General features: G+C 75.6%; 17 protein-coding genes. 6 read left to right on the forward strand and 11 right to left on the reverse strand.

What is annotated here, in order from left to right:
• Window positions 1-26: 26 nt before the first annotated feature.
• The 8 genes from ACFZBX_RS14915 to eccD form a co-directional block, all read right to left on the reverse strand.
• On the reverse strand, window positions 27-341 hold the full coding sequence (locus ACFZBX_RS14915) for a hypothetical protein (RefSeq protein ID WP_380297861.1): 315 nt from the start codon (window positions 339-341) through the stop codon (window positions 27-29).
• Window positions 334-777, reverse strand: a complete 444-nt coding sequence (locus ACFZBX_RS14920; RefSeq protein WP_391534158.1) for a YbaB/EbfC family nucleoid-associated protein — start codon at window positions 775-777, stop codon at window positions 334-336. Before ACFZBX_RS14920 ends, ACFZBX_RS14915 begins: the two co-directional genes overlap by 8 nt.
• A 31-nt stretch (window positions 778-808) precedes the next feature.
• Window positions 809-3,070: a hypothetical protein gene (locus tag ACFZBX_RS14925; protein WP_391534159.1), complete on the reverse strand. Its 2,262-nt coding sequence runs from the start codon at window positions 3,068-3,070 to the stop codon at window positions 809-811.
• Window positions 3,071-3,166: 96 nt separating this feature from the next.
• On the reverse strand, window positions 3,167-3,580 hold the full coding sequence (locus tag ACFZBX_RS14930; protein ID WP_391534160.1) for a hypothetical protein: 414 nt from the start codon (window positions 3,578-3,580) through the stop codon (window positions 3,167-3,169).
• A 5-nt stretch (window positions 3,581-3,585) separates the two neighbouring features.
• Window positions 3,586-3,891 (reverse strand): hypothetical protein, encoded by a 306-nt coding sequence (locus ACFZBX_RS14935; RefSeq protein ID WP_391534162.1) that lies wholly within the window; start codon window positions 3,889-3,891, stop codon window positions 3,586-3,588.
• Between the two features lie 46 nt (window positions 3,892-3,937).
• Window positions 3,938-4,291 (reverse strand): hypothetical protein, encoded by a 354-nt coding sequence (locus ACFZBX_RS14940; protein ID WP_391534164.1) that lies wholly within the window; start codon window positions 4,289-4,291, stop codon window positions 3,938-3,940.
• 130 nt (window positions 4,292-4,421) lie between these two features.
• Window positions 4,422-5,888: a type VII secretion protein EccB gene (gene eccB / locus ACFZBX_RS14945; RefSeq protein WP_391534166.1), complete on the reverse strand. Its 1,467-nt coding sequence runs from the start codon at window positions 5,886-5,888 to the stop codon at window positions 4,422-4,424.
• A 68-nt stretch (window positions 5,889-5,956) separates the two neighbouring features.
• On the reverse strand, window positions 5,957-7,342 hold the full coding sequence (gene eccD, locus ACFZBX_RS14950) for a type VII secretion integral membrane protein EccD (protein ID WP_391534168.1): 1,386 nt from the start codon (window positions 7,340-7,342) through the stop codon (window positions 5,957-5,959).
• 256 nt (window positions 7,343-7,598) lie between these two features.
• Between eccD and eccCa the strand changes: the two genes are divergently transcribed.
• Together eccCa and ACFZBX_RS14960 are read left to right on the forward strand one after the other, a co-directional pair.
• Complete coding sequence (gene eccCa, locus ACFZBX_RS14955) at window positions 7,599-11,669, forward strand: type VII secretion protein EccCa (RefSeq protein ID WP_391534301.1); 4,071 nt, start codon at window positions 7,599-7,601, stop codon at window positions 11,667-11,669.
• A gap of 56 nt (window positions 11,670-11,725) precedes the next feature.
• The gene (locus ACFZBX_RS14960) at window positions 11,726-14,521 is read left to right on the forward strand and encodes a hypothetical protein (protein WP_391534170.1); all 2,796 of its coding nucleotides are present in this window, start codon (window positions 11,726-11,728) and stop codon (window positions 14,519-14,521) included.
• A 30-nt stretch (window positions 14,522-14,551) separates the two neighbouring features.
• Here ACFZBX_RS14960 and ACFZBX_RS14965 read toward each other — a convergent pair whose 3' ends face one another.
• Window positions 14,552-15,076: an AAA family ATPase gene (locus ACFZBX_RS14965; protein ID WP_391534171.1), complete on the reverse strand. Its 525-nt coding sequence runs from the start codon at window positions 15,074-15,076 to the stop codon at window positions 14,552-14,554.
• A gap of 67 nt (window positions 15,077-15,143) precedes the next feature.
• Between ACFZBX_RS14965 and ACFZBX_RS14970 the strand changes: the two genes are divergently transcribed.
• The gene (locus tag ACFZBX_RS14970) at window positions 15,144-15,320 is read left to right on the forward strand and encodes a GNAT family N-acetyltransferase (RefSeq protein ID WP_391534172.1); all 177 of its coding nucleotides are present in this window, start codon (window positions 15,144-15,146) and stop codon (window positions 15,318-15,320) included.
• A 280-nt stretch (window positions 15,321-15,600) separates the two neighbouring features.
• Window positions 15,601-15,726: a hypothetical protein gene (locus tag ACFZBX_RS14975; RefSeq protein WP_391534173.1), complete on the forward strand. Its 126-nt coding sequence runs from the start codon at window positions 15,601-15,603 to the stop codon at window positions 15,724-15,726.
• A 12-nt stretch (window positions 15,727-15,738) separates the two neighbouring features.
• Here the strand turns inward: ACFZBX_RS14975 and ACFZBX_RS14980 are convergent, their stop codons facing one another.
• On the reverse strand, window positions 15,739-16,350 hold the full coding sequence (locus ACFZBX_RS14980) for a hypothetical protein (protein WP_391534174.1): 612 nt from the start codon (window positions 16,348-16,350) through the stop codon (window positions 15,739-15,741).
• Between the two features lie 662 nt (window positions 16,351-17,012).
• Between ACFZBX_RS14980 and ACFZBX_RS14985 the strand changes: the two genes are divergently transcribed.
• Entirely contained in the window at window positions 17,013-20,036 is a 3,024-nt protein-coding gene (locus ACFZBX_RS14985; protein WP_391534175.1) for a BTAD domain-containing putative transcriptional regulator, read from the forward strand.
• On the opposite strand, the gene ACFZBX_RS14990 is transcribed toward ACFZBX_RS14985, so the two are convergent.
• Window positions 20,025-20,507 carry a hypothetical protein gene (locus ACFZBX_RS14990; protein ID WP_391534176.1) on the reverse strand — a complete coding sequence of 161 codons (483 nt, stop codon included), beginning with the start codon at window positions 20,505-20,507 and terminating at the stop codon, window positions 20,025-20,027. The genes ACFZBX_RS14985 and ACFZBX_RS14990 overlap by 12 nt on opposite strands.
• A gap of 270 nt (window positions 20,508-20,777) precedes the next feature.
• Between ACFZBX_RS14990 and ACFZBX_RS14995 the strand changes: the two genes are divergently transcribed.
• Entirely contained in the window at window positions 20,778-21,731 is a 954-nt protein-coding gene (locus ACFZBX_RS14995; RefSeq protein WP_391534177.1) for a DMT family transporter, read from the forward strand.
• The last annotated feature ends 678 nt before the right edge of the window (window positions 21,732-22,409 follow it).

Raw genomic sequence — 22,409 nt, forward strand, 5'->3', positions numbered from 1 at the left:
GGGTCGGGCCGTCGGCTTCTGCGGGGTCAGAAGCCGTTGGCGAGGTCGCGGGCGTGGTCGCCCGCCTTGTCGAGGGTGTCGGCGAGGAGCTCTCCGTTCTCGCCGACCGAGGAGAGCGTGGAGCCGATCCTGACGATCAGCTCGTAGAGGTTCTTGGTGCCGTCGTCGACCTGGCCGTGGTACTGCTTGCCGATCTCGTCGTTGCCGCCCACCCGCAGGTTGATCTCGTTGATGTGGGTCGCCTCGGTGTTGAGCTGGGTGACGAAGTCCTTGAGCTCGAAGAACTCGGCGAAGCTCTTCTTGAGCATCGCCGTCTTGGCGGTGGTCCCCGAGTCAGCCACGGAACTCCTCCTGCCGCCCCGCCTTCGCCTTCTTCCTCTCCTCGTCCTCGTAGCCCGGACGCATCGCCCAGAGCGGTTCGAGGATCTCGTCCAGCTCGCTGCCGCCGGTCATCGAGAGCCGCAGCGTCTCGCCGATCCCGTCGAACCGGGAGATCCGCTCGGCGACCTGCCGGCCGACGTCGGCCCGGGCCTCGTTGAGGACGTCGGTGAGGACCTTGGCGAGCTCGGCGGGCGCCATCTCGCGGTAGGCGTTGGTGTGGAAGGTCATCGAGACGACCTGGCCCTGCGAGCCGACCTTGACGGTGACCATCCGGTCCTTGGAGGTGACCGAGCCGGTGAGCTCGTTCATCTCCTGCTGCATGGCCTCGGCCCTGGCCAGCTCGGTCTGCATGTCCGCCATCGCCTGGGCGATCTGGTCCGCGAACGGGTTGCTCATGTGCTCGTCCTTTCGTCTGCCGCGGCGCCCCTCAGCGCCCGATGACGCCTTCCACGGCGCCGGAGTCGGTGCCCCACACCTCTTCGTCCTCCGCCAGCCAGGTGGTGCGGCGGCGTTCCTTGTCGCCTCCCGCGCCTCCCGCGCCGCCCATGCCGGCGCCCGGCGGCATCATCGGCGGCATCCCGCCGGAGGTGGTGGGGGTCTGCCGGCCCGTCAGGGCGGCCTGCTCCTGGGCCGCGGCGCGGGCGGCCCGCTCCGCGGCGGCGCGCTCGGCGTTGGCCTGGTCGACCGCGGCCTTGGTGATGGACGGGTCGCCGCCGGCGGCCAGGGCGCGGTTGCTGAGGCCGCCGCCCATGCCGGTGATCATCGGGCTGCCGCCGAGGCCGAACGAGCCCGCGCCGCCGGGGCCCGCGGAGCCGAGGCCCATCGTGTTGTAGGAGAAGCCGCCGGTGCCGAACTCGTTGGGCGTCAGCAGGTCGTCGCCGCTGCCGCTGCCGCTGTCACCGCCGATGCCGGCCGCGGAGTAGCGGTCGGCGAGCAGCTGCCGGTACTGCGAGACGGTGTTGCCCTGGCCGTCGCGCAGGATGCCGTCCGGGCCGATGGTGTAGCCCGGGCCGGCCACCATCGGGTTGCCGGCGGAGTCCAGGACGGGGTTGCCGCTCTCGTCGACGATCCGGCCGTCCTTGGTGATCACCGAGGTCGGGGGCACGACCACCGGCCGGTTCGACCCGGAACTGCCGGGGAGGAGGTTGTCGGGCAGGGGGCCGTTGTTGAGGCCGGGGAAGGGGTTGCCGATCAGGTCGGGGCCGCTGCCGGAGCCGCTGCCGCCGCTGCCGAGGTTCAGGTTCGGCGTGTTCCCGCTGCCGCTGCCGAGGTTGAGGTTCGGCGTGCTCCCGCTGCCGCTCCCGCCGGTGCCCAGGTTGAGGTTCGGCGTACTGCCGCTGCCGGACCCGCTCCCGCCGGTGCCGAGGTTCAGGTTCGGCGTGCTCCCGCTGCCGCTCCCGCCGTTGCCCAGGCCGAGGTTCGGCGTGTTCCCGCTGCCGCCGCTCCCGCCGCCGGCGCCGGTGATGTCCTTGATGCCGGGGCCGCCGCCGTCCTTGTCGCCCCCGCCGCTGCCGGTGCCGAACTCGTTGATCTTCTTGTTCAGCTCGTCGATGGTCTTGTTGTCGGGGTCGCCCTTGCCGGGATCCTTGGTGGGGTCCTTGGTCGGGTCCTCGGGGGCCTTCGGGTCGGGCATCATCAGCGGGAACGGCTTCAGCGGCCGGGCGGCGTTGCCGATGGTCGAGTAGGCCTGGGTGAGCCCGGTCAGCACCCTGTCGGCCTCGGCGTCCAGCCACTTCACGACGTTGGCGAGCCAGATCTGCCGGGCCCGCTGGTCGACCTGCTTCCAGAAGTCGACCGACTTGGGATCGCCGAACGGCGCTCCGGTCACGGTGATCGACAGGGAGGCGAGCACGCCTCCGCCCTCGATCTTGCCGTAGGCGTCGAAGGCCCCGTTCGCCGGATCCTCCCTGCTGTGCCAGGTCGGGGTCCGGTCGGTCGACCTCGCGATCTTCAGCGTCGCGCCCTTGAGCCCTTCCATCAGCGCCGCGGTGACCGCGTTCGTCGGCCAGGCCAGGGGCGAGTCCCACCAGCCCTTGAAGCCCGTCCACAGCTGCCTGAGCTGGACTTTGACGCCCTCGTCCATCGGGCGCAGGTGGGTGTCGACACCGGCCAGGCGGATCATCCGGTTGTCGGCGTCCATCTCGTTGCGGAACGCCAGCAGCAGGGTCCGCAGGGCGTTCGCCGCGCTGCCCTGCCAGTCGCCGTCCTCCTCCCCGATGCCCTTGACCCACTCGGTCCCGATCTTGGTGATCCAGCCGTCGAGGAAGGAGTTGAAGTTCTTGAGGGTGTCCGCCGCCCTGGTGAAGACGGCCGGGTCGAGCCGGTCGTTGGCCTTGACCGAGCCGTCGTAGAACTGCTCCAGCGGCTTGCGGCTGGCCGTCCACCCCGCGAACTTGGCGCCCGGGCCGTCGAGGTTCGGGTACTGCACATTGGTGCCGATGACGTAGCTGCCGTGCTTCACCGTCGTGCTCTTGTCCTCGGTGTAGGTGAAGTACCAGGCCACCCAGCTGTCGAGCTTCACGTCGGTGCCGTCGCCCTTGACGCCCTGCCAGCCGGCGTGGACGATCTGCCGGCGCACGTCGGTGTTGAGCCACGGCTTCTCGTCGTCGACCACGTCCCCGCGCTTGGTCGGCGCCTTGTCCGCCGACGAGCCCAGGAAGGTGAGCGCGTCCTCCCAGATGTACACCATGGCATCCCCTCTCACGGCCGTGCCCGACCTGGCGTGGCGCGGGGCCGGTCCGATGCCCGGACCGGCTCCGCGATGGCGGCGGTGATCCCCGCCGGATTACTTCGTGCCGGTGCCGGAACCCGAGGTCAGGGTCCGGTTCGCCACCTTCATGAACTGCGCGTAGTCCAGGGACTCGTCCAGCGCGTTGTTCAGGTAGCGGTCGGCGAGCGAGAGGTCGACGATCAGGGTGTCGAACTGCTCGATGATCGTCGCCAGCATCTTGGCGATCGAGTCGTCGTACGTCTTGAGCGCGGTGGCCAGGGTGCCCGGAGCCGTGAAGTTCCCGGAGTTGTTGCCGACCAGGAACGGCGCGGTGCCGTCGGCGAAGGCCCGCAACTCCCGCACCGGCACCGACGTCAGGACGTCCTGGAGGAAGACCTTGATGGTCTTCTCCGGGAACTTCGCCAGGAAGTCGTCGGTGATCGTGACGGTGCCGCCGTCGCCGCCGCCCTTGTCGTCGTCGTCCGCCACGCCGGTCAGCCCTTGACGTGGTCGAAGTGGGTGCTGGCCCGCATGTCCGCGTCGTGGATCGCGTCACGGATCTCGGTGAGCGCGGTCTTGGCGTTCTCGATCTTGATGGTCATCGACTTGTCGGAGGCCTCCAGCGTCGTCGCGAGGGTGCCCGCCGCGACCGAGAAGGCACCGATGAGCTCGACGCCGATCTTGCTCCGGAGGTACTCCCTGAGGTCCTCCATCTGGGCGTGCATGGTCTTGGAGTGGGCGTCGAGGTCGTTGATCGCAGCGTCGACGCCGGCGTAGTGCAGTGACATGTGCCCGGACATGGCGGGTTCCCTTCGGTTCAGGTGGTCGGTTCGGCGGGCGGCAGGGTTACTTCGGGTTCAGGACGCCCTCGACGTAGGCCGCGGGGCCGCCGCCGCCGTCGCCGAGGCTGTTGGTCGCGACGTTCAGGGTGTGGTCGCCGGTCGCGTTGAAGAGCTGGCTGGTGTCGGTGAACTTGCCGTGGAAGGCGTCGTAGTCGCGGCTGACCGCCGCGTACTGCTCCAGCCAGGCGTTGATGTTGTTCTGGAACGTGGTGCTGGCCGCGCCCTCGAAGCTGTCCCGGATCGCCGTGTTGATGTCCTCGATGTACATGGCGGTGGCCTTCATCGCCTCGTGCTTCGCCTCGACCTGGGTCTTGACGTCCTGAAGGGCCTGCTGGCTGACCGTCGTCTGCTGGACCACGTGAGTACCTCCTCCGGTGCCGCCGGCCGCTTCCGGCCGGCGCGATTCGCCGCGGGCCGGTCGGACCGGCCCGCCAGGGTGAACGGGACGGCTCCGCCGGGTGGTTCACCCCCGGCGGAGCCGCCGCGGCTCAGCGCGTGCAGCGCCCCTCGCCGGTCACCGCGGGCTGCACGACGCCGCCCGCCAGCGGGGCCGGGTCGAGGCTGGGACCGGTCGGCAGCAGGGACAGCACCCGCCCCGGCACCGCCGTCGGCGCGGTCTTCGGGTAGCCGAGCCGTTCGGCCACCGCCGCCGAGGCCAGCGGGTACTTCACGCCCGCGTCGGTGACCAGGTACAGCGTGCCGCCGTAGCCCGCGCCGGACAGCGCCCGGACCAGGGCGCCGCCGCCGGGGCGCACCGCGATCCGGTCGGCCGGGGTGCAGCTGGGCAGTACCCCGGGCTGGAGCACCGGCGGCAGGCCGAGGACGGGCGTGGCGTCCAGCACGGACACGTCCAGGTCCCCGCCGTCGGTCCCGGGCTTCAGCGCCGCGCAGAGCGCCTGCTCGCCCCGGGGGGCCAGCGGCGCCGGGGGCCGGCCCGGCAGTCCCTCCGGGGCGAAGGCCGCCGCGGCGGCGGGCGGCGCGGTGTGCGCGGCGAGGTCGGCCGCGCCGACCGGGGAGGGCGCCACCGCGCCGTTCCCGTACGCCTCCTGCTGGGTGCGCGGATCGCCCTGCAACAGGGCGAACTGGGTGGCGGTGACGGCGACCAGGCCCTGCTCGGCCAGCAGGTAGCGCTCCTCGCCGGTGCCGGTGAACAGCTGGCCGACCCGGGTCGGGCGGCCGGAGAGCGCCGGACCGTCCTTGCCCCGCCCCGGCACGTCGGGGGCGCGCAGCTCCGGCCCGGCCGGGAACGCGGCCAGGAAGGAGGCGGTGACCGGGACGGGCGTGACGGCGGCGTAGCCGAGCGCCCGCACCGCGCCGCCCGCCGCGTCCAGGGCGAACCGGCGGCCGTGCCAGAGCAGGTGGACGGCGCCGTCCGGCCCGGCGACCAGGACGCCCTGGTCGCCGGCCGCCCGGCCGGTCTGCCGGGTGCCGATCGCGACCGAGAGCTGCGGGGCGGGGCGGGCCGCCGGGGCCCCGGCGCCGGCACTCGACGGCCGTACCGTGCAGAGCAGCCAGTCGGCGCCGGCGACGGCCTTCGCGGCGGGCAGGCCGTCGGGCGCGCCGACGATGCCGACCGGAGTGCCGCGCCCGGTGCCCTCCAGCGAGCGGGCCGAGACCTGGTTCACCTTCAGCTGGTCGCCCGCCAGCAGCCGCGCGCTGGCCTCGTTGAGCACGGGGTGGAGCAGCCCGCCGGCGTAGACGTAGCGGGTGCCGGTCTCCTTGACCACCACCAGGGTGCCGGGCTGCTTCCAGCGGCTGGCGCCGCCGGGTTTGATCAGGCCGTAGACGCCGGCGCCGGCCCCGATCAGCAGGGCGACGGCCAGGCCGATGGCGGCGCCCCGGTTGGTCCGGCCGACGGGGGTGTCGGGGGCGTCCGGCTCGGCGCGCAGGACGCCGGCGGCGACCCGGCTCATCACGAACAGGTGGGCCTGCACCTGGTCGCGTCGGGACTGCATGGCGGGTGGCCTCCTCGGTGCGGGTGCCCCGGGTCGGGGCCGGGTCGGGTGGGGTCCGGTCGTGCGGTTCAGCCCGCCAGGCCGCGCATCGCCCCGTAGAAGCCGAAGACCTGGAGCGCGAGCGGCAGCAGGGTGATCGCGGCGAGCGAGTGCAGGATGTCGCCGATCCGGCCCCAGTAGGGCAGCAGCCGCCGCCCCGGCACCGTCCAGGCGGCGGCGCAGAGCCCGGTCGCGGCGACGGTCAGCGCGGCGAACACGCCGAGCCGGCCGCCCGGTGCGGCGTCCCAGCCCATCCGTACGGCGAGCAGTCCGAGCCCCAGGGCCCCGGGCAGCAGCATGGCGAGCCGCTGGCGCAGCCCGCCGATGTCCCGGGCGTGCAGCAGCACCAGCACCGACAGGTCGGCGGCCATCGCCGTCGTCCCCCAGCCGCCGTCCCGGGCGAGCGCCAGCACGGTGAGCGCGATCGCGCACGCCGAGCCGACCGCGACGAAGAAGCCGGCCAGATAGCCGTCCGCGACCAGGCTGCGGGCCAGCACGTCGTCGGCCGGGAACGGCTCGATCTCCTCCTGGAGTTCGTCGGCGTTGCGGGGCAGCGCGGGCAGTCGCAGTCCGGCCAGCTTGAACGCCAGCGCGGGGACGAAGGCGCCGAACAGCACGGCCCCGGCCGCCACCGCCGCGGCGGTCTCGGTGGTCCCGACGCCGCCCGCGGCGAGCGCGCCCGCGGCGAGGGCGAGGGCCGCCGCCACCAGCAGTCCGGCGAAGAACGGCCCGGCGCCGACCAGGGCCAGGGCCACCACGGTGGCGCCGACCGCCGCCGAGCCGCCCGCGAGCAGCCGGGCCGGGCCGGTGACCCCGGGGGCCAGCGCGGCGGCGGCCGCGGCGTGGCAGGCCCCGGCGGCGGCCAGCGCCGTCCCGGCCGGGGAGTCGCCGATCAGCCGGGCCGCCGCGGCGCCGCCGGCCAGCAGCAGCACCGCGACCACCGCGGCGGCGGCGCAGCGCGGGCCCTCGGGGCCGGGCAGGGCGAGCAGCAGCAAGCCGCCGGCCAGCGTCAGCACGGCGAGCACCAGCGCGAGGTGGTGGGTGGCGGCGGGCCGCCAGGAGTCGCCGCGGGCGGCAGTGCCGGTGCGGACGCCGTCCACCAGGTCGTCGAAGTGCACCTCGGGCAGCGCGGCCCCGCCCGGGCGCAGGAACAGCTCCTCGCCGTCGGTCAGCCCGAGCTCCTCCAGGGTCCGCTCCTCGTCGAGGGGCGCGCCGCCGAGGCGCTGGAGGACCCAGCCGGAGTGCTCGGTGCCGCTCTCGGCGACATCGGGGCCGGCGTAGCCGAGGACGGCCGGCAGCAGGTCGGCGAGGACCACGTCGCCGGGCAGGGCGAGTTCGAAGGCGGCGCCGGGGGCGCGGAACCTCAGCCGGACCAGTCCTGTCGCCGCCGTGGTGGTGCTCGTGGTGGTGCTCACCTGTGTCGCGTCCTCCCGTGGAACCGGCCTGCCCGCTCTCCCGACACAGAGGTACGGACCGGGCCGGGCGGGCGGTTCACCCGGCCCCGGCCGGGGTCCGGTGAACCGCCGGGCGCCCGCGGGCCGTAGGCCCGAGTGCGGTGCGGCCCGAGCCGTCGGGCCCGCCGTCACCGGCGCCGGCGGCGGCGCCGTGAGAGGAGAGCCCCCGTTGAGCGTGGTCCTGGTCGATCGTCCGCCCCGGCGCCCCGGACCGGCGATGCCGGAGGGCGAGCTGCAGTTGCAGGAGCCGCCGGTGCTTCCGGAGGAGCAGAGCGGCATGTCCAACATGATCGCCATGGCGCCGATGGCACTGAGCTCGCTCTCGATGGTGATGATCTTCCTCAACCCGCAGTCCGGCGGCGGCCCGCTCACCTATGTGGCGATGGGCATGATGGGCCTGTCGGCGGTCGGCATGCTGGTGGCCCAGCTGCTGCGCAGCTCCAGCGACCGCAAGCGCCAACTGCGCGGCGAGCGCCGCGACTACCTGCGCTACCTCTCCCAGGTGCGCCGCCAGGTCCGCCGGCACATCGTCAACCAGCGGCTGGCGCTCGCCTGGCGCCACCCGGAGCCGGACTCGCTCGGCTCGCTGGTGCGCACCTCGCGGCTGTGGGAGCGGCGGGCGGCCCACCCGGACTTCGGCGACGTCCGGATCGCCACCGGCTCCCAGCGCCTGGCCGTCAAGCTGGCCCCGCTGGCCACCCAGCCGGTCGAGGACCTGGAGCCGCTGTGCGCGCACGCGCTGCGCCGGTTCATCCACGCCTACGGCTCGATCGCCGACCAGCCGATCGCCGTCCACGTCCGCGGCTACGCCCATGTGCTGCTGCGCTGCGAGCACCCCGCCGAGGACGCCGACCCGGTGGAGGACCCAGACGGCGTGCCCCCCGCGCCCGCCCCGGCGGAGCCCGCCGAGGCCGCCGACCCGGGCCCGGCCCGCGCGCTGGCCCGGGCGGTGATCGCCCAACTGGCGTTCTTCCACGCCCCGGACGAGCTGCGCGTCGCGGCCGCGGTCTCCCCCGCGCTGCGCGCGGAGTGGGCCTGGCTGAAGTGGCTGCCGCACGCGCTGCACCCCACCGAGACGGACGGGGCCGGCCCGGTGCGGCTGGTCGCCGACTCCCTGCTGGAGCTGGAGCAGCTGCTGGGCCCGGAGTTCGCCGACCGGCCGCCGTTCGAGCCGGAGACCCAGCCCGGCCGGGACGAGCCGTTCACCCTGATCGTGCTGGACGGGGTGAAGCTGCCCGCCGGCAGCCGCGCCCTGCTGGCCGGCTACCGCAACGCCGTGCTGCTGGACGTCTCCGGCGCGGTGGAGTGGCAGCACGCGCCGTTCCGGCTGCGGCTGCGGATCACCGGCGACCGGCTGGACCTCGTCGCCGCCGACCGCAACCGGCGCGACGAGGTCACCACGCTCGGCCGTCCCGACGCGCTGAGCCTCCCGGCCGCCCGCCGCTACGCCACCACGCTCGCCCCGTACCGGCTGGGCGACGCGATGGACGTCTCCGAACCGCTCAGCACCGACTTCGACCTCACCTCGCTGCTGGGCGTCAACGACCTCTACCAGCACGACATCGCCCGCAGCTGGGCCGAGCGCCCGCGCGGCCGGCGGCTGCGGGTGCCGATCGGCGTCGGCGCGGACGGCAAGCCGGTGGAGCTCGACCTCAAGGAGTCGGCGCAGGGCGGCATGGGCCCGCACGGCATGCTGATCGGCGCCACCGGCTCCGGCAAGTCCGAGCTGCTGCGCACCCTGGTGCTCGCGCTCGCGCTCACCCACTCCTCGGAGACGCTCAACTTCGTCCTCGTCGACTTCAAGGGCGGCGCGACCTTCCTCGGCCTGGACCGGCTGCCGCACACCTCCGCGGTGATCACCAACCTCGCCGACGAGGCCGCCCTGGTCGACCGGATGCGCGACGCCCTGCACGGCGAGCTGAACCGCCGCCAGGAGCTGCTGCGCTCGGCCGGCAACTACAGCTCGCTGCTGGACTACGAGAACGCGCGGGCCGGCGGCGTCCAGCTGGACCCGCTGCCGACGCTCTTCGTCGTGGTCGACGAGTTCAGCGAACTGCTGTCCGCGCACCGCGACTTCATGGACCTGTTCATCATGATCGGCCGGCTCGGCCGCTCGCTGGGCGTGCACCTGCTGCTCGCCTCCCAGCGGCTGGACGAGGGCCGGATGCACGCCCTGGAGTCCCACCTCTCCTACCGGGTCGGCCTGCGCACCTTCTCCGCCATGGAGAGCCGCGGCGTGCTGGGCGTGCCCGACGCCTACCAGCTGCCCTCCCAGCCCGGCAACGGCATCCTGCGCAGCGACATCGCCACCCTCACCCGGTTCAAGGCCGCGTACGTCTCCGGGCCCTACCGCCGCCGGCGCGGCGCCGTCCAGCAGGCCGCCGTGGCCGGACAGATCGTGCCGTACGGCACCGGGTACGTCGCACCGCGCGACCCCGACCCCGAGGTGCTGGCCGCCGAGGAGGCCCGGGAGGCCGCCGAGGAGGACGCCCCGAACCTGCTGGACCTGGCCGCGGCGCGGATGCTCGACGCCGGCCCGCCGGCCCACCAGGTCTGGCTGCCGCCGCTGGACACCCCGCCCACCCTGGACGAGCTGCTGCCGCCGCTCACCCCCACCGCGCGGCACGGCCTGGCGCCCGACGGCCGCCCCGCGGTCGGCACGCTGACCGTCCCGGTGGGCGTGGTGGACCGCCCGTTCCAGCAGATGCGCGAACTGCTGACCGCCGACCTGTCGGCCGCCGGCGGTCACGTCGGCGTCGCGGGCGGCCCGCAGAGCGGAAAGAGCACCCTGCTGCGGACCCTGATCACCGCCCTGGCGCTCACCCACACGCCGCAGGAGGTCCAGTTCTACTGCCTGGACTTCGGCGGCGGCACGCTCTCCTCGCTGCGCGGGCTGCCGCACGTCGGCGGCGTCACCGGGCGCCACGACCCGGAGCGGATCGGCCGCACCATCGCCGAGGTCAACGGCGTCATCGCGCGCCGCGAGGTGCGCTTCGCGCAGCTGGGCGTCGACTCGATGACGACCTTCCGGCGCCGCAAGGCCGCCGGCGACCCGGAACTCGCCGACGACCGCCACGGCGACGTCTTCCTGGTCATCGACGGCTGGGGCACCCTGCGCCAGGAGTTCATGGAGCTGGTGGCCGCGCTGGCCCCGATCGCCTCCCGCGGCCTCAACTACGGCGTGCACCTCGCCGTCTCGGCGGCCCGCTGGGGCGAGATCACCGCCGGCGTGCGCGACCAGTTCGGCACCCGCTTCGAGCTGCGCCTGGGCGACCCCATCGACTCCATGATCAACATGCGGGCCGCCGAGACCGTCCCCCACAACAGCCCCGGCCGCGGCCTCACCAAGGAGCGGCTGCACTTCCTCGGCGCCCTCCCCCGGATCGACGGCCAGGGTGGCGCCGACGACCTCGCCGACGGCATCGCCGACCTCGTCGACGCCGTCAACGAGCACTGGAGCGGCCCGCGCGCGCCCGAGGTGCGGATGCTGCCGCTGCTGCTGGACTCCACCGCGCTGCCCGCACCCGAGGGCCGGCTGCGGGTCGCCATCGGCCTGGAGGACACCGCGATCGCGCCGCTCTGGCACGACTTCGAGGAGTCGCCCCACCTGCTGGTGGTCGGCGACAGCGAGAGCGGCAAGACCAACCTGCTGCGCCTGCTGATCGACGGGATCACCTCCGCCTACACCCCCGCGGAGGCCCGGATCATGCTCGTCGACTTCCGGCGCGGGCTCTACGAGGCCGTCCCGGAGGAGTACCGGCTCGGCTACGCCGTCTCGGTGGACGTGCTCCGGCAGGTCGTCACGGGCGCGGCCCGCGCCATGGAGGCCCGGCTGCCCGGCGAGGAGATCAGCCCGGCCCGGATGCGGCTGCGCGACTGGTGGACGGGGCCGGAGCTGTTCGTCGTCGTGGACGACTACGACCTCATCCCCGGCGCAATGGGCGCCGGACCGTTCGGCCCGCTGCTCGAACACCTGGCGCAGGGCACCGAACTCGGCCTGCACCTGATCGTCGCCCGCTCGGCGAACGGCGTCGGCCGGGCCTACAGCGACCAGGTGCTGCGCCGGCTCCAGGACGTCAACACGCCGATCACCCTGCTCTCCTGCCCGCCCAGCGAGGGCACGCTGTTCGGCAGCGTCAAGCCGCGCCTGCTGCCGCCCGGGCGCGGCCTGCACATCACCCGGCGCCGGACGGTGCAGGTGCAGACCGGGCTGATGCCGGATCCCGAGCCCGAGCCGGAGTCGGGCTCGGAGTCGGGCTCGGAGTCGCTCGGCTCGGCGGATGCCTGACGGCCGCTCCGGCGGGCGGTGAACCGGGGGCGCGGCGGGGGCCGTACTCCTGAACGATGAGCCTCTCCCGCACCGGTGCGCGCCCCGACGAGCCCGCGCCCCCGGCCGAGCCCCGCCGCCGTTTCGGATTCCGGCGCGGGCCGCAGCGCGCGCTGCCGGCCAGGGGCGCGACCGCCGCGCCCGCGCCCGCAACCGAGCCGGTGCGCCCCGCTCTGCCGGCCACCGTCCCGCGCGCGGTGTCGGCCGCCGCACCGGCCGCCGCACCGGTCCCGGGCCCGTCGGTGCTCCGCGCGGTCGGGCCGCACTTCGTGATCGCCGCGTCCACCGCCCGCGAGGACGAACTGAACGCCGCGATCGGCGCGCTGCGGCCCGTCCCCGACGCCGTGGTGGTGGTCGCCGCCGCCCCCGACTCGGCCAAGGTCCTGCGCGACCGGATGGCCGACCTCGGAGTGATCGCCCGCGCCCGGGGCGCCGCCCACCTGGTGCTCGCCGCCTCCGGACTGGCCGCCCTCGCCCCCAACGGCCGCCGGCCCGCCGAGGTCGTCGCCGAGCGGGCGGGCGTGCCGGTCGTCGCGCCGGACGGCCTGGTGGAGATCACCCCGGCCGGCAACCTCAAGGTCACCGACCCGGCGGGCGCCGTCGAGGCGTCCGCGTGGTGGCGGTGCGAGCCGGGCGAGGCGCCGCGCCGGCTGAACAGCACCATCGGATCCGCCGCTCCGACGCCCGTGGCCGCGTCTGCCGCCACCGTCTCCGCCCCCGCGCCTGCCCCCGCGCCTGCGCCTGGCCCCGCCGCTGTTCGGGGACGGGCCGACGCCGTGCGCGTCCTGCGGCTGCCCGCCGGCTTCTGGCTCTCCGACCCGGCCGACCCGTCCACCACCCCGCTGCCCGACGTCCGGCTCGCCGCCGCGCCGCCCGGCAACGCCGTGGTCCTCATCGGCACCCCGGCCCGACCCGTCCTGCTCCCCGAGGACTTCGCCGAGGCCGTGCTCGCCCTGCCGCTCGGCGCCGACCGCCCCCTGGTCAGCGCCCCCTGGGCGGCCCCCGACCAACTCGCCGCCCTCACCGGCGCACTCGCCGCCCGCACGGCCCGGCCGGTGCAGGCCGCCATCGGCCTGCCCGTGCTCGGCCCCGGCGGCCCCACCTCCCGGATCCTGGACCGCAACGGCCGCGCCGGCTGGGAGCCCTTCCTGCTGCGCTTGGCCACCGCCCCCGGTGCCCCGACCAGTCCCGCCGCCTGGCGCAACGGCGGCGCCGACTGGCGCACCGACGGGCCCGCCGTCTTCCGGGCGTTCCCGTACTGGGCGCTGGAGGCCGTCCCCGCCGGCCTCTGGCTGCGCCCCGAACCCCCGCACGTCCTCACCCCGCGCTTCCGGCGCCCCGAGGCGGCCCGCCCGCTGCTGATCGTCGGGGAACGCGACCGCCCGGTGCCGGCCGACGCCTTCGAGGAACTCGGCACCCTCCTGGACCGCCTCCCGGCCGCCGGCGCCGAGGGATTCGGCCTGCTGGTCCACGGCCTGCTGGAGCCCGCCGCCGAACGCGTCGGCCGCTTCGTCGCGCGGATGCACGAGTTGGAGTGGCTCGGCGCGGAGCAGCCGCTGAACGGCCCGCCCTCCGTGGCGCCGGTGTCCTACGGCATCGGCCGCCCGACGGCCGCCCCGCCGCGTCCCGACGCGCGCGCCGAACTCCCGGCCCCGGTCCCCGTCCCTGTCTCTGCCCCTGCCCCTGCCCTGGAACCCGCCTCCGCCCCCGAACCCGAGCCCGAGCCCGAGGCGCGGCCGGTCCCCCTCCCCACCCCCGTCCGCGCCACCGCCGACCCCACCACCGCCACCGTCACCAGCCCGCCCCGCCGCACCCCTGCAGTCGCCACCGCTGCCGCTGCCACCGCTGCCACCGCCACTGCCGGTGGCGACCCCCGACCGGCCCGCACCCCGGACGTCCCTCCCGCCGAACCGGCCGCTCCCCTCCCGCCCCCGCCCTCCCCTACTCCTCCCTCTCCCCCTTCCCCTTCCCCTCCCGCTCCCCCTTCCGCTGCCTCTCCTCCCCCGCCCTCCACCACCGCCCGCGCCTTCGGCCCCGACGACTGCCCGCCACCGGTGACCGCGACCGCCCCCGCCGAACGCGACGCCGTCCGCGCCCTGCTCGGCGACCACTACCACCGCTGCACCGGTCGCCTGGAGCAGCTCGCCACCCGGCTCCCGGGCCTGCGCTCCACCTCCCAGGACGACTTCAAGCCCGACCTCGCCGCCGTCCTGCTCCACCACACCGACACCGGCGTCCCCACCACCCGCGCCGACCTGGTGGCCGCCGCCCGCTCCGCCGACCCCGCCCTCCAGCCCTTCCTCCACTGCCTCGGCGCCGGCCTGCGCCGTCTCCCGAGCCACCACGGCGCCGTCCTCCTCGCCGCCGACCCCGCCCTGGCCCCGGAGTCGGTCCTGCCCCACTACCCCACCGGCCGCCAGTTCCGCGAACCCGCACCACTGGCCGGCCTGACCGCCCCGGGCTCCGAACTCCCGGGCTCCTCCGTGGAATTCCTGATCTGGTCCGCCACCGGCCGCCGCACCTCCGTCTTCGACACCACCGACGGCCCCGCCCAGGCCGTCTTCCCCCCGGGCACCGCGTTCACCGTCGTCGGTGTGGTCCCCGCCGACGACGACCGCCCGGCCTGCGTCCTCCTCCGCGAGTCCGGCGGCGACCCCTCCGAACGCAACCGCAACGCCCTCTCCCGCCTCCGCGCCTGGCTCGAACGCCGCGCCGCCATCCCCGCCCCCGAACGCCCCCGCACCGACACCCCCACCCACTTCCACCTCACCCCGGGCCTCACCTTCGACACCCCCGCCCCCGCCCCCGCCTGACCGGCGGCCTTCCCGGGTGGGCCGAACCGGTCACATGAACGACGGCCACCGGTCGGCGGCCCACTCCCGCCAGTCCGCCCAGCCCGGGGGCGGGCCGGTGCCCCCGCGGCCTCCCAGCTCCGCCGCGTCGGGCTCCTCGAAGTGGGCCCGCCCGTGCAGGATGTCGGCCTCGGTCATCGGGAACGTCTCCGCCGGGGCGTTCGCCCGGCGGTGGGCGATCCGCCTGCGCTGGGTCTCGTCGTCCACCGGCAGATAGACCATGCGGAAGCACGCGTCCTCGGACTCGACCAGCCACCGGATCGCGGACCGCTCGTCCCGGGACCAACAGCCGTAGTCCAGCACCACGTTCGTCCCCAGCCTGACCGCCTCCAGGGCGAGCCAGAGCATGCGCCCTTCCAGCACGTCGCGTTTCCCGTCCGCCTCGGCCGACCCGAACAGGGGGATCATCCAGTCGTCGGGCGTCAGACGCAGCGCGCCGTGCTCCTCGGCGAGCTGCCCGGCCTTCGTGGTCTTCCCGGCCCCGGGCAGGCCGACCATCAGGAACAACGTGGTCACCCGCAGATCGTGCCAGGGAAGCCGGACGGACGACCAGCTTGTTGATGCCCGGGTAGGCTCCGCAGCCATGACTCCAGCCCGGCTGACCGGCCCCCGCCTGGCGGTGCGCGAGGTCGAAGCCGAGGACGCGGACGGCCTCCCGGCCGTCTACGGCGACGCCGCGGCCACCCGGCACCTCGGCTTCGAGCCCCACAGCCGTGAGCAGGTCGAGGCGGTCGTCGATCGGTCCATCGCGTCGGCGTAGGCCGTTCCGAGGGCCGAGTACTGTCTGGCGGTCACCCGCCTCGGCGGGCACGGGCCGATCGGCTTCGCCCGGCCGGCCACCGAACCACAGCAGGCCGCCACCGTCGGGTTCGCCCTCCACCCGGGCGAACGGGGGCGGGGCCTGGGCCCTAGAGGGCCTGGGCACCGAGACCGCCCGTCTGCTGTGCTCGCTCTGCTCCGACGTCCTCGGCCTCCACTGCGTCCGGGCCACCCGGTCGCCGCGCAACGAGGCGTCAGCGCGGACGCTGCTGTGCACGCACATGACCGAGGAAGGCCGGATCCGCGACCACGTCCTCGTTCGCGGCGCCTGGCGTGACTCGACCACCTGCTCGATCCTGGAGCACGAGTGGACGCCGGTCGGCGGCCCCGCCGGGGAGGCGGGGTGACCTCCTGCTCGGCTACCGGCCGCTCGCCCATGCCTCGGCGGTGGTCGCCTCGGCCGGGAGTACGCGGCCGGTGGGAAGGTGGGTGCGGGCCGCCGGGACGAGGGGTGCGGCCGGCTCGGGTCGTGTCGCCGGGACGGCGGGGATCGCAGAGACCGCAGGGACCGCAGAGACCGCAGGGACTGCGGAAGTCCGCCGGAGTGCGCCGAGGTCCGTGCCGGAGGTGGTGCGCAGGCCGCCGCGTACGGCTGGGCCCAGGCCCTCCGCGGGGGACGGTGCGCCGGACGGGCGTTCGGCGACGGTGGCCGACAGACGGAGGATGAAGTTGCGTTCGGTCGGGTCGCCACCCGGCCAGTCGCAGTCCTTGCTGCGCACGATCCGGCTGCGCAGGCCGCCCGGCGAAGTCTGCCACGGGTAGGGCAGCACCCGGATGTTGGGACGCCAGCCGACACCGGGGGCGCAGTGCTGGAGCTCCAGCTCCCACTCGTCCGCGCCGACGTCCAGCGAGGCTCCGATCCGGCCCTCCAGCACGAGGGTGCCGTACGGGGTCCGCGCCACCGCGCGCTGCTCGTAGTAGGCGTCCTTGTCGAGGACCGTGATCCGCAGCGGCCCGTTCATTCGCAGCATGATCGCCCTTCCCGGCGGTCGAAGCACGCGGCACCGACACGGCCCCGCATCCTGGTCGACGGGCGGCGCGGCGTCCGGGTTCACCGCCGTACGACCGGCGACCGCCCGGTGAACCGAACACCGGGTCCGGGCCGTTGACCACCCGTGGGAGGTGCCCGGTCGTCGCCCGAGCGGCGGCCGGGCAAGGTGTTCCGGGTTCCGGCCGGATGTCTGTTCGGGCAGGACGGCACTCCCGATCGCGCACACCTCCCGCGCCTCCGGCCATCCGCGCCGCCCGGGCGAGCGGCGCCCGCGCGAGCAGGCCGCACCGCCGGGCCCGACGGTGCCGCAGACCCCGAGACCTCGTCCGGCCGCCGTACAAGAGGTGCCCGGCCCGAACGGCGCCCTCGTTTGCACCCGGAAGACACCGACCCGGCGGCGCCCCTGCCGCCCCGCGCCGCAACCGGCCGGCGCCCGGCGCCGTCCATGGCGGATGAACGCGCCCGTCGGGCCCGCCACCGCCGTGCCGGCGGACCGCCCCCGTCCACCGCGCGGACCGGCGGCTCCATACACGGTCTCGGAAACTGTGCACTGAACGTCACAAACCGCACGTTCGGCCTGGCTAGACTGCGCCCCGCACAGGGTGGAGCCCCTCATCCACCCGCTCTCACCAGGGAGGATCCGTGTTCGTTCGGCTGCTGGGCCCGGTGGAGCTCCAGGCCGCCGACGGTCGGTCCGTCGAGCCCGCCGCCGCCAAGCGGCGCGCCACGCTGGCCCTGCTGGCGCTCGAACTCGGCCGCACCGTCCCGATCGAGCGGTTCTTCGAACTGCTGTGGGGCGACGAGCCTCCGGCGCAGGCGCGGGCCGCGTTGCAGGGCCACATAGCGGCGCTGCGGAAGCTGATCGCCGGTTCCGGCCTCGTCCTGTCGACCCGGTCGCCGGGCTACCGGCTGGACGGTCCGGCGGATGCGGTCGACGCGTCGCTGTTCGAACAGCTGGTGACCCGCGCCGGGGCGGAGGACTCCCCGGGCGGCGACCGGGCGGCGGCGGCGCTGCTGGGCCGGGCGCTCGACCTGTGGAACGGTCCCACCGCCCTGGCCGGTCTGCCGGACACCGACCTCAGGGACGCGCTGGCGGACCGTCTGCGGCGTGGCCGGGCCGTGGCGCTGGAGGCCTGGGCGGAACGGCTGCTGCGGCTCGGCCTGGGTGCGGAGGCGGTGGCCGGTCTCGACCGGGCGCTGGAGTCCGACCCGTTGAACGAGCAGCTGGCCGCCGTACTGGTGCTCTGCCTGACCCAGGCCGGGCGCCCCCGGGACGCCGTCGACGCCTACCACCGCACCCGGCGACGGCTGGCCGCGGAGCTCGGGGTCGGTCCGGGCAGCGCGCTGCGGTCGGCGGCGTCCGGCGTCCGCACCGGCGAGCCGGCGCAGCGGCGCCCCCTGGCGCGCGCCGTGGTTCCCGGCGGCCTCATCGGCCGGCCGGGCCCCGCCGCACCGGTCGCGCCCGCCGTCCGGCCCGCCGCGGTGCTCCCGTTCGCGAGCTGCAAGCCCACCCCTCGCCCGGCGGCGTCCCGCCCGTCCGCCGTCGCCGCCTCCGCCACCTCCGCCGTTGCCGCCCGGGTGCCCGCCCGGACGGACGGGGACGCGCCGCGCCCGGTGGCCGCCGAGGTGCGCTCCCCCCGCGGCCCCATGCCCATGCCCATCCCCGCGCCCATCCCCGACCAGCTCCCGCGCTCGCCCGCCGGATTCGTCGGCAGGTCGCGCGAACTCGGCTGGCTCGGTGACCGGTTGCCGAGCAGCGCACACCCCGGCGGCTCCGCCGGCATCGCCGTCCTGGTCGGCCCGGCCGGCAGCGGCAAGACCGCCACCGCCCTCCAGTGGGCGCACGACACGGCCGCCGGCTATCCGGACGGGCGGCTCTTCGCCGACCTGAACGGCTTCGGCCCCGGCGGTCCCGCCGACCCGGCCACCGTGCTCGGCCGGTTCCTGCGCGCCCTCGGCGTTCCGGCGGCCGAGCTGCCCGAGGACCGGCCGGCCCGCGCCGCCCTCTACCGGTCGCTCAGCCGTGACCGCCGCCTCCTGGTGGTGCTGGACGACGTCCGCGACACGGCCGGCCTCGCCGATCTGCTACCGGCCGGCCCCGGTTGCGCGACGGTGGTCACCAGCCGGCGCACCCTGGAGGACCTGGTGGTCAGCGAGGGCGCCGCCGTGCTGCGCCTCGGCCCGCTCCCCGGCCCCGACGCCCGCCGCCTGCTGGAGCAACTGCTCGGCCGCACCCGGGTCGACGCCGAACCGGAGGCCACCGACCGGCTGGCCGAGCTCTGCGGCGGGCTGCCGCTCGCCCTGCGGATCGCCGCCGCCAGGCTCGCCACCCGCCCGGGCTGGGCGATCGCCGACCTGGTGCCCGAACTCGCCGACGAGCGCACCAGATTGCACGCCCTGGACACCCGGGGGGCCACCAGCCTGCGCGCCGCCTTCGATCTGACGCTACGTCACATCCCGGATACCGCAACGCACCTGCTGGCCCTGCTGGCCGTCCACCCGGGCGCCGAGACCGACGTCCCGGCGGCCGCCGCGCTGCTCGGCGCGGGCCCCGCCGAGGCCCGCGACGCGCTCGCCGTGCTCGCCGCGCACCACCTGCTCACCGAGGTCTCCCCGGGCCGCTACCGCCGCTGCGACCTGGTCCGCCTGTACGGCGCCGAACTCCTCGACGGGCGGCCCACGACCGAGCGGACCGCGGCGACCGCCGCGCTGGCCGACCACTACCTGACGACGGTGGCCCACGGCGCCGCCGTGATCCAGCCCGCCGCCGGGGACACCCCCCGCGCGGGCCGTCCGCGCTTCCCCTCCGTCCGCTCGATCCTGGACTGGTTCCAGGCCGAGGAGCCCGCCGTCCGCGGCCTGGTCGCCGCCGCCTCCGAGGGCGGCGACCCCGACCGCGCCTGGCGGCTCGCCTACCGCGCGGACGGCCTCTACTACAGCGTCGGCCGCCGCGCCGACCGGCTGGCCTGCCTGCGGACCGGGCTCGACGCCGCCGACCGCACCGGCGACCCGGCGGCCGTCGCCGCGATGGAGGCCGTGACCGCCCGCGCCCTGAGCGCCCTGCGCGGCCGGGGCCGGGCGGCGGAGGCCCACCGGCTGGCCCGCCGCGCGGTCGACCGCACCTCGGGCAGCGCGGACACCGTCCGGGTGCAGGCACTCACCGTGCTGGCCGTCACCACGGCCGCCGGCGGCCGGCCGGCCGAGGCGGTCCGGCTCGGCGAGCAGGCGATCGCCCTCGCGGAGGCGCACGGCCACGCCGAGCACGCCCCCTACGCGCTCAGCAACACCGCCGGTCTCTACGGCCTCGCCGGTGAACCGGCGCGCGCGCTGGAGCGCGCCCGGGAGGCCCGCGCGCTGCTCGCCGAGCACCCGTTAGCGGTCTTCCACCTCTCCGCGATGATCAACGAGGCCCACGCCCTCCAACTGCTCGGCCGCTGGACGGAGGCCGAGGAGGCCTGGCGGCAGACGGCGGAGCGCTGCCGCTCCGCGGGCGCCGTCCATCTGCACGCGGTCGCCGAACGCCACTTCGCCGAGTTCCTGCTGGCCACCGGCCGCGCCCCGGAGGCCGTCGGCACCCTGCACGCCGCCCGCGGGCTGTACGGACGGCTCGGCGACACCACGACCGTCCGCGAACTGGACGAACGGCTGGCAGCGCTAGCCGGCTGAGCGACGCCCGGGGTCCGGGTCGCCCGCACCCGCCCCGGGCCCGCCCGACAGGTCCGCCGTCAGCAGCGCCACGCCGTCCTCGCCGAAACGGTGCAGCAGCAGCGCCACCCACTCCACCGCCTGCGCCCGCTCCAACGGCGTCCAGCGCGCCGCCGACGGGTGCTCGTCGACGACCAGCGCCTCGGCGATCGCCCGCAGCCCGTCCGGGACCGCCGTCCGCGGCCCGCGCCGCCCCAGGCCGTCGACGGCCAGCCGCCGGGCGGCCGCGACCACCACCGCCCCGTCGGCCGGCGGCACCGCCCAGCCCCCGCCCGGCAGGTCGTTGCCGTCCTCGCCGCCGTCATCGCCGACACCGCCGTCACCGCCGGGCCGCTCGGCGGCGAGCCACCCCGCCACCAGCTCCCGGATGCCCGCCTCGCCCGCCGTCTCCGCCATGGCGGCCAGCTTGCCAGGCCCGCGCCTCGTGGTCATCACCGTCATGGTGACGAGTACGGCTGTCGCCCCGCCCCGCGTTCACCGCCGGCCTCAAAGGCGGCGGCGCGGGGGGTAGCATCGCCGCATGACCTCGTACTGGCACGTCGTGCTGCCACCGCTGTCCGCCTGACCGGGCGCACACACCGGCACGCCTGATCCCGCGCCCCCGGCCGGCCCGCAGCGGCCCCGGGGTTCCGTGTCGTGCGCCCGTTCCGAATCCAGTCCGCCTGCCGGAATCCCGGAATTCGACAACGGAAGTCCACGACTGTGCCGAACCGCACCGCCACGCCCGCATCCGCGCCCGCAGCCACATCCGCGCCCGCCCCCGCCCCCGAGCGCCCCGGCGCCCTCGCCGGCCCGCTGCCCGTCCTCGCCGCCGCCGTGCTCTGGGGCACCACCGGCACGGCCGGCTCGCTCGCCCCCGCCGGCACCCCGGCCGCCGCCATCGGCTGCGCCGGACTGGCCCTCGGCGGGCTGCTGCTCCTGCTGTCCGACCGCACCGCCCGCTCGCTGCCCAGGACGTGCCCGCCCCGCGACCGGCGGCTGCTGCTCCTGGGCGCCGTCGCCGTGGCCGGGTACCCGGTCACCTTCTACCCCGCCGTGGCCCGTACGGGCGTGGCGGTCGCCACCGTGATCGCGCTGGGCAGCGCGCCCGTCTTCACCGGCCTGCTGGCCTGGCTCACCGGCGGCCCCCGGCCCACCGCCCGCTGGACGTTCGCCACCTCGACCGCGGTGCTCGGCTGCACCCTGCTGGTGCTCGGCCCGCAACTCGGCGACGGCGGCACGCCGATGGACCTCCCCGGCGTCCTGCTGGCGGCCCTCGCCGGGCTCTCCTACGCGGTGTACTCGCTGGTCGGCGGCCGGCTGATCGCCCAGGGCCACCCGTCCGCCGGGGTGATGGGCGCGATGTTCGGCGCGGGCGCCGTACTCGTCCTGCCCGTACTCCTGCTCGGCGGCGTCCACTGGCTCGCCACCCCGCGCGGCGCACTCGTGGTGCTGCACCTGGGCGTGGTCACCACCTTCCTCGCCTACCGCCTCTTCGGCCGCGGCCTGCGCCACACCTCGGCCCAGACGGCCACCACCCTCACCCTGGCCGAACCCGCGGTCGCCGCCGCCCTCGGCGTCGCAGCCCTCGACGAACGCCTCCCCACCCCCTCCTGGACCGGCCTCGCCATCCTCACCCTCGCCCTGACCCTCCTCACCACCCCCCACCGCCGCTGAGCCCCCCACCGACCACCACCCCCGCGCCGACCCAAGGGAATCTACGCGCATAGACTGCCTCCAGTGCGCCACGTCGGGATCCAAAAGTCGGCCCCGCCGACTTCCCACTCCACCGCCACGCGCAAATGGCCCGAAGCCGGCAACTCGCGGGCGGGATCCAAAAGTCGGCTCCATCGACTTCCCACTCCAGCCACACACCAAAACCACCACACCCCGCAATCAACCAGGCCGCCGACCCCTCGAACCACCAAAGGCATCTACGCGCATAGAATCGGCCCGGCGAGCCCAGGCAGGATCCAAAAGTCGGCCCCGCCGACTTCCCACTCCAGCTATACGCCGGAACCACCGCGACCCACGATCAACCAGGCCGACTGACCCTCACTCGACCCTCCCACACCAAGCGATCTACGCGCATAGACTCCACCTGGCAAGCCCGGGCGGGATCCAGAAGTCGACCCCGCCGACTTCCCACTCCAGCCCCATACCGAAACCACCACACCCCGCAATCAACCAGGCCGCCGACCCTCGAACCACCAAGGGCGTCTACGCGCATAGAACCGGCTGGCAAACCCGGGCAGGATCCAAAAGTCGGCCCTGCCGACTTCCCACTCCGGCCACACGCCGGAACCACCGCAACCCACGATCAACCAAGGCGGCCGGCCCCGCTCAATCGGAACC

This window comes from Kitasatospora sp. NPDC008115, from assembly GCF_042957205.1.
Taxonomy (GTDB): domain Bacteria; phylum Actinomycetota; class Actinomycetes; order Streptomycetales; family Streptomycetaceae; genus Kitasatospora.